General features: G+C 64.1%; 10 protein-coding genes. 5 read left to right on the forward strand and 5 right to left on the reverse strand.

Annotation, left to right across the window (positions count from 1 at the left end; genetic code table 11):
- Nucleotides 1-14: 14 nt before the first annotated feature.
- Nucleotides 15-1,106, reverse strand: a complete 1,092-nt coding sequence (locus tag AC5STI_RS16440; protein WP_495447399.1) for a leucine-rich repeat domain-containing protein — start codon at nucleotides 1,104-1,106, stop codon at nucleotides 15-17.
- Between the two features lie 283 nt (nucleotides 1,107-1,389).
- On the opposite strand from AC5STI_RS16440, the gene sseA reads away from it, so the two are divergent.
- Both sseA and AC5STI_RS16450 read left to right on the forward strand, forming a co-directional pair.
- On the forward strand, nucleotides 1,390-2,244 hold the full coding sequence (sseA, locus tag AC5STI_RS16445; RefSeq protein WP_495447400.1) for a 3-mercaptopyruvate sulfurtransferase: 855 nt from the start codon (nucleotides 1,390-1,392) through the stop codon (nucleotides 2,242-2,244).
- A complete protein-coding gene (locus tag AC5STI_RS16450) occupies nucleotides 2,244-3,428 on the forward strand; it encodes an amino acid aminotransferase (RefSeq protein ID WP_490398783.1) in 1,185 nt (394 codons plus the stop codon). The genes sseA and AC5STI_RS16450 overlap by 1 nt, the downstream gene beginning before the upstream one ends.
- Before the next feature lie 394 nt (nucleotides 3,429-3,822).
- Here the strand turns inward: AC5STI_RS16450 and AC5STI_RS16455 are convergent, their stop codons facing one another.
- Both AC5STI_RS16455 and AC5STI_RS16460 read right to left on the reverse strand, forming a co-directional pair.
- Nucleotides 3,823-5,157: an ammonium transporter gene (locus tag AC5STI_RS16455; RefSeq protein WP_475049492.1), complete on the reverse strand. Its 1,335-nt coding sequence runs from the start codon at nucleotides 5,155-5,157 to the stop codon at nucleotides 3,823-3,825.
- Between the two features lie 26 nt (nucleotides 5,158-5,183).
- Nucleotides 5,184-5,522: a P-II family nitrogen regulator gene (locus tag AC5STI_RS16460; protein WP_475049495.1), complete on the reverse strand. Its 339-nt coding sequence runs from the start codon at nucleotides 5,520-5,522 to the stop codon at nucleotides 5,184-5,186.
- Nucleotides 5,523-5,790: 268 nt separating this feature from the next.
- Between AC5STI_RS16460 and AC5STI_RS16465 the strand changes: the two genes are divergently transcribed.
- A complete protein-coding gene (locus tag AC5STI_RS16465; protein ID WP_495447401.1) occupies nucleotides 5,791-8,004 on the forward strand; it encodes a transglycosylase domain-containing protein in 2,214 nt (737 codons plus the stop codon).
- A gap of 260 nt (nucleotides 8,005-8,264) precedes the next feature.
- Here the strand turns inward: AC5STI_RS16465 and AC5STI_RS16470 are convergent, their stop codons facing one another.
- On the reverse strand, nucleotides 8,265-8,852 hold the full coding sequence (locus AC5STI_RS16470) for an MlaC/ttg2D family ABC transporter substrate-binding protein (RefSeq protein WP_495447402.1): 588 nt from the start codon (nucleotides 8,850-8,852) through the stop codon (nucleotides 8,265-8,267).
- Between the two features lie 2 nt (nucleotides 8,853-8,854).
- Nucleotides 8,855-9,616, reverse strand: a complete 762-nt coding sequence (locus tag AC5STI_RS16475; protein WP_475049500.1) for an MlaA family lipoprotein — start codon at nucleotides 9,614-9,616, stop codon at nucleotides 8,855-8,857.
- A 179-nt stretch (nucleotides 9,617-9,795) separates the two neighbouring features.
- Here AC5STI_RS16475 and AC5STI_RS16480 point away from each other — a divergent pair, with 179 nt between their 5' ends.
- Nucleotides 9,796-11,529 (forward strand): type I secretion system permease/ATPase, encoded by a 1,734-nt coding sequence (locus tag AC5STI_RS16480; RefSeq protein ID WP_475049502.1) that lies wholly within the window; start codon nucleotides 9,796-9,798, stop codon nucleotides 11,527-11,529.
- Nucleotides 11,526-12,830 carry an HlyD family type I secretion periplasmic adaptor subunit gene (locus AC5STI_RS16485; RefSeq protein ID WP_475049505.1) on the forward strand — a complete coding sequence of 435 codons (1,305 nt, stop codon included), beginning with the start codon at nucleotides 11,526-11,528 and terminating at the stop codon, nucleotides 12,828-12,830. Before AC5STI_RS16480 ends, AC5STI_RS16485 begins: the two co-directional genes overlap by 4 nt.
- Nucleotides 12,831-12,864: the final 34 nt, after the last annotated feature.

The following is a 12,864-nucleotide window of genomic DNA, read 5'->3' on the forward strand; positions in this document are numbered from 1 at the left end:
AAGAGCCGCCAGCCTCATTGCACGCTGGTGACGTATTCCGTGATCTTCTCCCGGCCCAGCAGGCGCTTGTGGGACTTCAGGGCGGGGCCGGCAAAGACGATCCGCAGGCTGTCGATCTCCAGGAGCGGTTGCAGCGCCGCGGCGGGCACGCCGATCACCCGCAGGATGGAAAGCTTCTTCAATCCGCTGAGCGGGGTCAGGTCGCGAATGCCGGTCCCCGAAATGCTGAGCTCCCAAAGCTCTCCCATCCCCTGAACCCCCTCCAGGTCCGCAACGGCAGTGTTGGTCACCGAGAGCTCCCGCAGGTTCTTGCCTGCGAGCGGTTTCAGGCTGCTAACCGCGGTGCCTTTCAGGGTCAGCTTGCGCAACGCGTTCAGCCCGGCCAGCGGAGAAATATCACTGACATTTGTGCCATCCAGCGCCAGTTCATTCAGGTTTGCCGCATCCGCAATCGGGGCCAGCTCCGCCACCTGCGTGTCCGACAGGATCAGGGTCTGAAGCGCCGGTTTGTTCTGCAGCCCCTCAAGGCTTAGCAGCCGGGTGCCATCCGCCCGCAGCATCTCCAGCCGGTCCGAGGCGGCCAGCGCGGCAACGCTTTCCACCGGGCAGTTGGAAATCCAGGCCACCCGCAGATTTGCGGCGGCCAGCGGGCTCAGGTCGGAAACCTGCGTGTTGAAGGCCAGAAAGACCTCCAGTTCCTTAAGGCCCTCGAGCGGGCTCAGGTCGGTAACGCCGGAATCTGCGATATTCAGGCTCTGCAGCCGGGTCAGGCCGCGCACAAAGGACAGGTCGGTGACGTCCTTGATGCCCCAGACCGACAGGTGCTCAAGCGCGGTCACGCCGGCCAGCGGAGTGAAGTCCGGCGCGCGGACAGAATCAAGGCTCAGCCGCTTCAGTTCCGGCAGGCGGGTGAGGGGGGTTATGTCGGGTGCGGTGATGCCGACCAGCGCCAGCCGTTCCAGGTTGGGCAGCGCGGCCAGCGGCGACAGGTCGACCGGCGCGTCAAAGCGCAGGTCAGCCATCAGTGTCAGTTCTTTCAGATGGCTGAACCGTTCCAGTCCCTGCAAGTCCGGAGTGTGGCGTCCGATCCGGATCTGCGCCTTCAAGTCATTGTCATTAATGCAAGTTTTTCCGATCTCCACGCAGCTTGCACGCAGCGCCTGGGGGCTGGCCAGACAAAGAAAAACGAGGAGGACTGGAGTGATGCGTCGAAAAACGGGCATGGCAATAGACCTCTGCAATAATAAGCTCAAATTGTGTCTGCGGTTATTACCGGCACGTTAAAGCGCCGCAAGAAATTTGTAACCGCAGGCAGACGGCCGGGATAGCTTGCGCCGCTGTGCTGCCGGATGTACCCATGGCGCTAAGTGCAGACAGGGAGACGCTTTGATGCAGGACGATCCGAAGACGCTGGTTTCCACGGACTGGCTGGCCGCCCATCTTAAGGACCCGGATCTGCGGGTGCTGGACGCCTCCTGGTATCTGCCGCAGCAGGGACGCGACGCCAAGGCGGAGTATGAGACTGCCCACATTCCTGGCGCGCGGTTCTTCGATATCGACGATATTTCCGACAACCGGTCCGACCTGCCGCATATGGTGCCGCCGGTCGAGAAATTCATGTCCAAGCTGCGCGCCATGGGCGTCGGCGACGGCCATCAGGTGGTGATCTATGACGGCGCCGGCCTGTTCTCCGCCGCCCGTGTCTGGTGGCTGTTCCGGCTGATGGGCCAGACCAATGTTGCGGTTCTCGACGGCGGTTTCCCCAAGTGGCAGGCTGAAGGCCATCCGGTCGAGGATCTGCCGCCGGTGATCCGCGACCGCCATATGACCGTGCGGGTGCAGAACCACATGGTGCGCGATGTGACTCAGGTCTCTGCCGCCGCCAAGCTGGGAGACCATGAAATCATCGACGCCCGCTCTGCCGAGCGCTTCCGCGGCGACGCGCCGGAGCCGCGCGAGGGACTTCGTGCGGGCCATATACCGGGCTCCAAAAACGTCCCCTTCGGCCAGGTGCTGAATGACGACGGCACCATGAAGGATGCCGAAGGGCTGCGTGCCGCCTTTGAAGCCGCCGGCGTCGATCTGAGCAAACCTGCGATTACTTCCTGCGGATCGGGCGTCACCGCCGCCATCCTCAGCCTCGCCCTGGAGCGGACCGGCAAAACCGATCACGCGCTTTATGACGGGTCCTGGGTGGAATGGGGTGCCTTCCCGACCCTTCCCGTTGCTACCGGAGAGAACTGATGTTCGAGACCCTGAAACCCCAGCCCGCCGACAAGATCCTGGCGCTGATGCAAATGTACCGCGACGACCCGCGCGCGGATAAGATCGACCTTGGTGTCGGCGTCTACAAGAACGCCGAGGGCGTCACCCCGGTGATGCGCGCGATCAAGGCGGCGGAGCACAAGCTGTGGGAAGAGCAGACCACCAAGGCCTATGTCGGCCTGGCGGGCGATCCGGCCTATTCGGACGCGATGATCAAGCTGATCCTCGGCGATGCCGTTGCCCGCGAAAACATCGCTGCCGCAGCCACCCCCGGCGGCACCGGCGCGGTGCGCCAGGCGTTTGAGCTGATCCAGATGGCCAACCCCAAGGCCCGCGTTTTCGTGTCGGATCCGACCTGGCCGAACCACGTGTCGATCCTGAACTATGTCGGCATCGAAACCGTCGTCTACCGCTACTTTGACCGCGACACCCGTGGTGTGAACTTCGACGGGATGATGGAAGACCTGAAGGGCGCTGAGAAGGGCGACGTGGTGCTGCTGCACGGCTGCTGCCACAACCCGACCGGCGCCAACCTCAACGAGGTGCAGTGGAAAGAGGTCATCGCGCTGCTGAACGAACGCGGCCTGATCCCGATGATCGACATCGCCTATCAGGGCTTTGGCGACGGCCTGGAAGAGGATGCGCTGGGCGTGCGCCTTGTCGCCTCCAGCTGCCCCGAGACGCTGATCGCTGCCAGCTGCTCCAAGAACTTCGGCATCTACCGCGAGCGCACCGGCCTGCTGATGGCGGTTTCCAACGATGCCTCTGCGCAGGCGCTGAACCAAGGCACCCTGGCGTTCCTGAACCGGCAGAACTACTCCTTCCCGCCGGATCATGGCGCGCGGCTGGTGACAATGATCCTGAACGACGATGCCCTGCGTGCCGATTGGGCGGCAGAGCTGGAAGAGGTGCGCCTCGGTATGCTGGGCCTGCGTCAGAGCCTCGCGGATGAACTGCAGCGGCTGACCGGCTCTGACCGGTTCAGCTTCATCGCCCAGCACCGCGGCATGTTCTCTCTCCTGGGCACCACGCCGGAGCTGGTCGAGAAGATGCGGGTGGACAATGGCATCTACATGGTGGGCGACAGCCGCCTGAACATCGCGGGCCTCAACGCGCAGACCGTACCGGTTCTGGCCAAGGCGATCGTCGACGCAGGCGTCTGAGCGTCATTTGTGTTAAGGTGAAAACGCGCCCGCGAAACGGGCGCGTTTTTCTATTGGCTCGAGGCCGCGCAAGACTTGTTGTCAAAGGTCTTGTCAAAAGTTTTCAAAAAACTGTTGCCCGTTTCAATTCTGGTAACGGGCTTGGCAAGGGCGGGGCTCCCGCGCTTGTCAGCGTGCCTTGGCTGCGCCAAGACCCTTGCAGGCTTGGGCGTGGCACCGCTGGCGCGGTGCAGAGGAGGAACGAATCCGGGTCCCTCCGGCTGCGCCGAGGCAGCGGCGCTTGGCCCAACAGGGGGGATCATCTGTGATGATCCCCCCTGTTGGGAGTGCCCCGCCCAAATCGAAACGCGGCGCCTGAAGCAGGCGCCGCGCTTTTCTTTCAAGGGCTGTAAAGTCAGCTCGGCGAGAACTCCGGGTAGGCCTCCATGCCCAGCTCCGCCATGTCGAGCCCGTTGACCTCGTCCTCTTCCTCGACCCGGATGCCCATGGTGGCACGCAGGATGATCCAGACCACGGCAGAGGCTGCGACGGTGAAGACACCCACCACGGCGATGCCGGTCAGCTGGGTCAGCAGGTTGGCTTCGGGGTTCGACAGAACCACGGCCACGGTGCCCCAGATGCCGCAGATCAGGTGCACCGGAATGGCGCCGACCACGTCGTCGATCTGCAGCTTGTCCAGGAACGGCACCGCAAAGACCACGATCACGCCGCCGATGGCACCGATCAGGGTGGCCAGGCCCAGGCCCGGGGTCAGCGGCTCTGCGGTGATTGCCACCAGGCCCGCCAGCGCGCCGTTCAGGATCATGGTCAGGTCAGGCTTGCGGAACAAAAGCTGGGTCAGCACCAGCGCCGCCACGGCGCCGCCTGCGGCAGCAGCGTTGGTGTTGGCGAAGATGCGCGAGATATCAGCCACGTCGCCAATCGAGCCCATTGCCAGCTGCGAGCCGCCGTTGAAGCCGAACCAGCCCATCCACAGGATGAAGCAGCCAAGAGTTGCCAGTGCCAGGTTGGAGCCGGGCATCGGGATGGTCTTGCCGTCCTTGTACTTGCCGATGCGCGGGCCCAGGATCAGCGCGCCGGTCAGTGCGGCCCAGCCGCCAACGGAGTGCACAACGGTCGAGCCTGCGAAGTCCAGGAAGCCCATCTCTTCCAGGAAACCGCCGCCCCACTTCCAGCTGGCCTGGAACGGGTAGATCACCGAGGTCAGCACGATGGTGAAGATCAGGAAGGGCCACAGCTTGATGCGCTCGGCCAGGGTGCCCGACACGATCGAAGCGGTGGCGGCGCAGAACATCAGCTGAAAGAAAAAGTCAGAGCCGGTGGAGGCATAGGAGTAATCATCCGCGCCTTCTGCGGTGATCCCCACGGCTTCCAGAACGCCGGGGCCAAAGACACCGGACAAGACACCGTCGACGGCCCAATTGCCCAGCGGATACATCAGGTTATAGCCGATCAGCCAGTAGAACACCGCTGCCAGAGAGAACAGGGCCATATTCTTGGTCAGCTGCATAGTTACGTTCTTGGAGCGCACCAGGCCCGCCTCCAGCATGGCAAAGCCCGCCGCCATCCAGAACACCAGGCAGCCGCCGATCAGGAACAGGAGCGAGTTCAGGATGAACACGGTGTCGGTTGCAGGGTTCACACCCGGGGCCGGGCCGTCCTGGGCCAGGGCCAGGCCCGGCAGCGCCGTCAGCGCCAGCGCGGCCAAGGGGAGTTTCAGTTGCTTCATATGTCTTTCCTCCATGCCGGGCGCGCTCAGAGCGCCTCGAGATTGGTTTCGCCGGTGCGCACCCGCACGGCCTGTTCCACATCCAGAACAAAAATCTTGCCGTCACCGATCTTGCCGGTGCGGGCGGTCTCAGAGATGGCGCTGACGGCGGCCTCGGCCTGATCGGCGGGCACCACCAGCTCCAGTTTCAGCTTCGGCACGAAGTTCACTTCGTACTCGGCGCCCCGGTAGATTTCCGTGTGCCCGGCCTGCGCGCCGAAGCCCTTGATTTCGGTGACCATCAGCCCGCTGACACCCAGCGAGGTCAGCGCTTCGCGGACCTCGTCCAGCTTGAAGGGCTTGATGGCAGCTATGATCAGTTTCATCTCAGCATCCCCTGCATTTGATTACGCCGGCCCCATGCCGATGCATTTCGCACTTGCAGCAAAACGGGCCGCCCGAGTCGTGCAAAGAAACGGCCAGCAAGTTTCCGCGCGTCTTTCTGCGAGCGCACAATAATTTTGCGCCTTTTGCCCGGTTCGCTTAAAAACCGGCCATCTGGCAAAAGGGGAAAGGTCCGGATTCTGCCCCTCTACAAACCGCGGCAGGCAGAGTATTGTCGCGGCAAACGGGCAAACCGGGCAGGAAATGACGATGGCTCAAGGATCCGGGCGCAAGCCTCTGGTGGCAGAAAAACGCTATTCCGCAGGCGGCAAGGGCAGGGCCTCTGCCGCGAAAAAGCCCGTGCGCAGGAAGCCCGCGCGCAAGGCAAAGAAGGCCGGGCTCTTCGGTCTGTTGTTCCGCAAGAAGACGCGCGCCAGGCCCGCACCGAAGAAGCGCGGCCTTATCGGCCTTTTGCTGGCGCCCTTTGCCTGGGCGTTCCGGCTGGTCTGGGGATTCACCTGGCGTATCGGCATGGTGGTCTGCGGGCTGATCGGCCTGGCGGTGGCCTTTCAATATGCCAGGCTGCCGGAAGTCTCTGCCTACCTCGACGGGCGCGCGCGCGGTTCGGTCACTTTGCTGGACCGCGAGGGCGAGGTCTTTGCCTGGCGTGGCGACCAGTTCGGCGGCGTGGTGACGGCGGATACCGTCTCGCCGCATCTGAAGAATGCGATCGTCGCGACTGAGGACAAGCGGTTCTACCGCCATTTCGGCATCTCGCCGCGCGGCATCGCCAGCGCCGTGCGCATCAACCTCAGCGAGGGCCGCGGGCCGTTGTCGGGCCATGGCGGCTCTACCATTACCCAGCAGACCGCCAAGCTCTTGTGCCTGGGGCGCGTCTATGATCCCGCTGAGTGGAAGAGCGAAAGCGCCTATGAGGCTGACTGCCGTAAGAGCTCGCTGTGGCGCAAGGCGACCGAGGCGGTATTTGCCCTGGCGATGGAGACCAAATACACCAAGGACGAGATCCTCTCGATCTACATGAACCGCGCCTATATGGGCGGAGGCGCCTATGGCGCCGAGGCGGCTGCGCAGCGGTATTTCGGCAAGTCCGCCAACCAGCTATCTCCGGCAGAAGGCGCAATGCTGGCCGGTCTGCTGACTGCGCCGTCCACGCTGGCGCCGACCAATAGCCTGAAGCGTTCGCAGGACCGCGCCGCGACCGTGCTGCGGCTGATGCAGGAACAGGGTTATCTCACCACCGCGGAGATGAAGCGCAACCAGGATAACCCTGCCGTGCTGAGCGAGGCCGCCGCGGCGCGGGCTGGCGGTTATTTCGCCGACTGGGTTATGGATACCATCCCGGACTTCCTGGGCGACCAGACCACCGAGGATGTGGTAATCCGCTCGACCTTGGATCAGCGCCTGCAGACGGCGGCTGAAGAAGCGCTGAAATACGTGTTCGAGAACAAGGTCCGTGAAGGCTCCAAGGCGCAGGCGGCGATTGTGGTGATGAGCGCCGACGGAGCCGTGCGCGCCATGGTCGGCGGCCGCAAGACAAAGGTGTCGGGCGTGTTCAACCGCGCAACACAGGCCAAGAGGCAGACTGGGTCAGCCTTCAAACCCTTTGTTTATGCCACCGCGCTGGAACTCGGCTATTCGCCCTATGACCGGGTGCTGGATGCGAAATACTGCCTGAACATTCCGGGGTCGGGCCAGTGGTGCCCGGACAATTACACCCGCAAGTTCTATGGCGAGGTGACGCTGGCGCGGGCGCTGCGGGATTCGCTCAACGTGCCGGCGGTGAAGATCTCCGAGGCCGTGGGCCGCGACAAGGTGAGCCGGGTGGCCCGGGATTTCGGCATCGACAGCGACCTGGCGGCAGGGCCCGCGCTGGCCTTGGGCGCCTCCGAAAGCAGCCTGCTGGAAATGACCGGGGCCTACGCTGGCATCCTCAACGGCGGCTCCTCAGTGACGCCTTACGGGGTGACCGAGCTGAAGCTGGTCGAGGACAGCAACGCGCTGATGGGCGCCAGCGGCGGTATCGGCGAACGGGTGATCCGCACTGAGGCGGCGCAGCAGCTGGTCTGGATGATGGAAAAGGTGATTGCCGGCGGCACCGGCCAGCGGGCGCAGATCCCGGGCTGGCAGGCGGCGGGCAAGTCCGGCACCACTTCGGCGGCCAAGGATGCCTGGTTCATCGGCTTCACTGCCGATTATGTGGCGGGCGTCTGGATGGGCTATGACGACAACACGCCGCTGTCCGGTGTGACTGGCGGCGGCCTGCCGGCCGAGATCTGGAAGGAAACCATGGTGCGGGTGCATGAAGGGCTGGAGCCCAAGCCGCTGCCGATGCTGGAACCAGCGCCGATAGCGCCGCCGCCGCAGGAACCGCGCCGCGAGCGCCGCCGCCGTCAGGGGCCGAACCTTGGCCAGGAACTGGGCCGCGCGGTCGACAACATCCTGCGCGATATCCTGGGCAACTGACGCGACCGGGGCTGGCGGGGGCTCTCCCGCCTGTCTCAGGCTGCCTTGCGGAGGCCTTCGGCAGTTGGGCCCGGCGCCGCACCCAGAGGGTGCGGCGCGCGCCCTGCCCGCGGGGCAGGGCGCCAGACCCAACGGGAGCAAGGCATCACTGATGCTGCAGCGACGGGTGGGAGTGCCCCGCTGCATGCAGGCCAATACCGTCAGCAGAACAAAAAAGGCTCCCCGCGGGGAGCCTATTTCTTTTCCAGTGACGGGGTGCTTCAGCTCAGCCGCTTCAGCTCTGCAATCAGCGCGTCAATGTCGCCCCGCTTGCTGTCCAGGATCGCGCCGATCTCGGTGCGTTCGGTCAGGAGGAGATTGACGCCTTCAATGAACATGTTGAAGAACAGATCCCGGCCGGAGCGGTCCGACACAAGGAACGTCACCTCGAAGGGGGACTGGCCCTTGAGGTAGGCTATGGTGCTCACCTCATACCACTTTTTCACCTTCTTGACGCCAGTCACCTCCAGCTTGCCGCCGATGAACTCGCGGAAGCGCTTGCCATACTTGCGCGAGATATAGCCCTGGAAGGCCTGGGAGAACGCCTGCTTCTGTGCGGAGGACGCCCGGCGCCCGTCCGAACCCAGCGCATAGGCGGCGATATAGGAGGTGTCGCTGTAGCGCTGGAAGATCCGCTCGAAATCGCGGTACATCGCGCTCTCGCCCTTGCCGGAGGCGATCACACGGTTGATGTCGGTGACCAGGCTGTTGATCAGCGTGCTGGCGCTGGCTTCATTCAGCGCCCACAGGGCTTGCGGCGCGGTGGCCAGCACGGCGCCGGCACCCATCAGAAAATTGCGGCGGTCCATCGTCAGAATCCTTCGGTGTCCAGTTCGAACGGGTCGATTTCCTTGATCTCTTCGCCATCGCCCAGCTCGAACCGGCGGTTCTGCAGATAGATCAGGCGCGATTGCGCGTAGCTGTCGGCGCTCTCGTAGAGAATCGAATCGATCGTGTCGGAATAGTTGCCACGATCGCCCATGCGGCGCACGATTTCCGCATAGATGCTGATGTTGTCGGCAGTATTCTGCTCGACATATCCCAGCGGGTTGGTGAAGAAATCCACCGCAATCCCCGCGGCATCGCGGGAGGTGGAGGGGCCAAAAAACGGCAGCTCGACGTAGGCGCCTTCGCCAACGCCCCAAACGTGCAGCGTCTCGCCGAAGTCGGTATCGACTGGCGGCACGTTGAACTCGCTGGCCGGGTCAGCCAGGCCCGCAAAGCCCACTGTGGAGTTGATCACGAAGCGCGAAAACGCGTTGCCGGCCATCTTCAGATCGCCCTGCAGCAGCGCGTTGATCATTTGCCCCGGCATCGACAGGTTCTCGGCAAAGTGGGAGAAGCTGGTCACCATCGGCGGGGGAACAATTGCCACATAACCCTTGGACGCAGGCCGGAACGCCAGCCGGTCGACGCCGCGGTTGAAGGCGTGAACCGTGCGGTTGGTTTTCTCGTAGGGGTCGAACACCTCGCCGGAGGCCCGCGCGACAGGATCCTGGGTGGCACAGCCAGCAGCGAAGGCGGCGAAAATCAGCGCAAACAGAAATTTATGCGGTCGCAACATATAGGGCATTCGGTTAAGTGTCCAAATTGATACTGGCGCCGGCGCGTCGGAGGGCAAATAAGGATTCTCCCGCCGTTTTCCAGTCTGATTGCATTTTTTTACCTGCTTGTGTCACAACTGATACAACCCAGACCATGATGCAACCCAGCCCTGACCCGAAGCCAAGGAACCACTAGTGCAGTCTGCCCATGAATAAAAGTGTTTATAAAAATGGCTATGAGGAACTGCGTGCCGTGCGGCGGCAGAGCCGTGGCCTTTACTGGTTTACCGGGATCTTCAGCTTCTTCGTGAATCTTCTGATGCTGACCGGGCCTTTGTACATGATGCAGGTCTACGACCGGGTGCTGGGCAGCCGCTCTGAGGCGACGCTGCTGGCGTTGTCGCTGCTGGTTGTGTTCCTCTATGGCATGATGGGGCTTTTGGACTATGCCCGCGGCCGGATCATGGCGCGGGTGGGGGCAAGGTTCCAGGCGGCCCTGGACAAACGGGTGTTCGACGCGATGATCCGCCGCTCGGCGGTCGCGCAGGACCCGGCTGCGCAGACCGGCCTCAGCGACCTGGAATCGGTTCAGCGGCTGATCTCCTCGCCGGTGCTGACCGCCGCTTTCGACTTGCCGTGGACGCCGGTATTCCTGGCGGGCATCGCCCTGTTCCACCCCTGGCTGGGCCTGCTGGCGCTGGCGGGCGGGGCGGTGCTGGTGGTTATTGCTGTTTTCAACCAGTTGTTCACCCGGCTGCCGATGCAGAAGGCGAACATGACCGGCCACAAGGCCAATCTGATGTCCGAGGAGATCCGCAACGAGGCGGAGATGATCCAGTCCATGGGCATGCGCGGCGCCTCATTTGAGCGCTGGAAGCAGGCCCGTGACGCGGCGCTGGCCGACAGCGTCACCGCCAATGACACCGGCGGCGGCTTCACCACGCTGACCAAGACGCTGCGCCTGTTCCTGCAGTCGGCGATGCTGGGCCTGGGCGCCTATCTGGTGCTGCAGGGCGAGGTGACACCGGGCGCGATGATTGCAGGCTCCATCCTGATGGGCCGGGCGCTGGCGCCCATTGAACTGGGCCTGGGCCAATGGCCGATGGTGCAGCGGGCGCTGAAGGGCTGGCACAGCCTGGCGGAGCTGCTGGACAAGGTGCCGGAGGAGGCCGCGCGCACCGCGCTGCCCAAGCCCAAGGCGCTTTTGGAGGTGCAGGGGCTGGCGGTGGTGCCGCCGGGCAGCAGCGCGCCGCTGCTGCGCAACGTGAATTTCCGGGTGCAGCCGGGGCAGGCGATCGGGGTGATCGGACCCTCCGGCTCCGGCAAATCCACCCTTGCGCGGTCGCTCACTGGAGTCTGGCGGCCTGCCGCCGGATCGGTGCGGCTGGATGGCGCCTCGCTGGATCAGTACGCGCCGGACGTGCTGGGCGGGCACATCGGCTATCTGCCGCAGCGGGTGCAGGTGTTTGATGGCACCATTGCCCAGAACATTGCCCGCCTGAACCAGCAGCCCGATGCCGAGAAGGTGGTGGAAGCCGCCCGCAAGGCCGCTGCGCATGAGATGATCCTCAAGCTGCCCGAAGGCTATGACACGCGGGTGACGGCTTCGGGGGGGCGGCTGTCGGGCGGCCAGATGCAGCGGGTCGGCCTGGCCCGGGCGCTGTTCGACGATCCGGTGATCGTGATCCTGGACGAGCCGAACTCAAACCTCGACAACGAAGGCTCGATCGCGCTGAACCAGGCGATCAAGCAGATCAAGGCGGAAGGGCGCTCGGTGCTGATCATGGCGCATCGCCCGGCGGCGATCCAGGAGTGTGATATGCTCCTGGTGATCGACAAGGGAACCCAGACGGCCTTCGGGCCCAAGGACAAGGTGCTGCAGGAAATGGTCGCGAACCATCAAAACATCCGCCAGGCCACAGGCGCAGGAGGCGTGCGATGAGCGGGGATGGCAACTGGTCCGCGCGGCGGCCGCTGGTTATCGGGCTGATCGCGCTTCTGGTGCTGGTGGGCGGCTTCGGCTCCTGGTCGGTGCTGTCGTCGATTTCCGGCGCGGTGGTGGCAACAGGCCGGATCGAGGTCGACCGCAACCGGCAGGTTGTGCAGCATCTGGACGGCGGCATTGTCGCGGAAATCCTGGTGGATGAAGGCGACACCGTGCAAGAGGGCGACACGCTGATCCGGCTGGACGCAAATGAGCTGACGTCACAGCTTGTGATCACCGAAGGCCAGCTGTTCGAGCTGATGGCGCGCCGCGGCCGGCTGGAGGCGGAGCGGGACGAGGCCGAGGAAATCACCTTTGACCCGGAGCTGTTAAAAGCCGCCGAAAGCCAGCCGGAGGTCAAGGATCTGGTGGACGGCCAGCAGCGCCTGTTCCAGGCCCGCAGGGCCACCACCGCCCGCGAGATCGAGCAGCTGGAGAAACGCCGGGTGCAGATCGAGGAGCAGATCCGCGGCGTCCAGGCACAGCAGCAGTCGATGAAAGTTCAGCTTGAGCTGATCAACGAAGAGCTTAGCAACCAGCAATCGCTGCTGGACCGCGGCCTGGCGCAGGCGGCGACGGTGCTGAACCTGCGCCGCACCCAGGCCAACCTGGAAGGGCAGCTGGGTGAGCTGGTCGCCTCAGAGGCACAGGCCGAGGGGCGGATCACCGAGATCGACATCGAGATCCTGAAACTGGCCACCGGCCAGCGCGAGGAGGCGATCACCCGCCTGCGCGACCTGCGCTCGCAGGAGCTGGAGCTGGCTGAAACCCGCCGCTCGCTGCGGCAGCGCCTGGAGCGCCTGGATATCACTGCGCCGGTGTCTGGGATCGTCTACGGGCTCCAGGTGCAGACGCCGCGCTCGGTGATCCGCCCGGCCGACCCGGTGCTGTACCTGGTGCCGCAGGACCGGCCGCTGGTGATTGCGGCGCAGGTGGCGCCGACCGATATCGACCAGCTTTATACAGGGCAGGAGGTGACCCTGCGCTTCTCCGCCTTGGATCAGCGCAGCACGCCGGAGCTGTTCGGCCATGTGACCCAGGTTTCAGCGGATGCGTTTGAGGATCAGGGCAGCGGGGTGTCCTACTACCGTGCCGAGATCGAGCTCAATCCCGGCGAGCGCGAGCGGCTGCCTGAGGGTACCGTGCTGATTCCGGGGATGCCGGTGGAAAGCTACATCCGCACCGCCGACCGCTCGCCCATGGCTTACCTGGTCAAACCGCTGTCCGATTATTTCGTGAAAGCCTTCCGCGAAAGCTGACGGCAGCCGGAAACCGGCGCGGTTTCCGGCCATG

Source organism: Leisingera sp. CC-HEC096, from assembly GCF_059429235.1.

What these genes read in the sequence shown, in the direction of transcription:
- sseA (WP_495447400.1), top strand. Translation starts at nt 1,390, where the DNA reads ATGCAGGACGATCCGAAGACGCTGGTTTCCACGGACTGGCTGGCCGCC.
- AC5STI_RS16450 (WP_490398783.1), top strand. Translation starts at nt 2,244, where the DNA reads ATGTTCGAGACCCTGAAACCCCAGCCCGCCGACAAGATCCTGGCGCTG.
- AC5STI_RS16455 (WP_475049492.1), bottom strand. Translation starts at nt 5,157, where the DNA reads ATGAAGCAACTGAAACTCCCCTTGGCCGCGCTGGCGCTGACGGCGCTG.
- AC5STI_RS16460 (WP_475049495.1), bottom strand. Translation starts at nt 5,522, where the DNA reads ATGAAACTGATCATAGCTGCCATCAAGCCCTTCAAGCTGGACGAGGTC.
- AC5STI_RS16465 (WP_495447401.1), top strand. Translation starts at nt 5,791, where the DNA reads ATGGCTCAAGGATCCGGGCGCAAGCCTCTGGTGGCAGAAAAACGCTAT.
- AC5STI_RS16470 (WP_495447402.1), bottom strand. Translation starts at nt 8,852, where the DNA reads ATGGACCGCCGCAATTTTCTGATGGGTGCCGGCGCCGTGCTGGCCACC.
- AC5STI_RS16475 (WP_475049500.1), bottom strand. Translation starts at nt 9,616, where the DNA reads ATGCCCTATATGTTGCGACCGCATAAATTTCTGTTTGCGCTGATTTTC.
- AC5STI_RS16480 (WP_475049502.1), top strand. Translation starts at nt 9,796, where the DNA reads ATGAATAAAAGTGTTTATAAAAATGGCTATGAGGAACTGCGTGCCGTG.
- AC5STI_RS16485 (WP_475049505.1), top strand. Translation starts at nt 11,526, where the DNA reads ATGAGCGGGGATGGCAACTGGTCCGCGCGGCGGCCGCTGGTTATCGGG.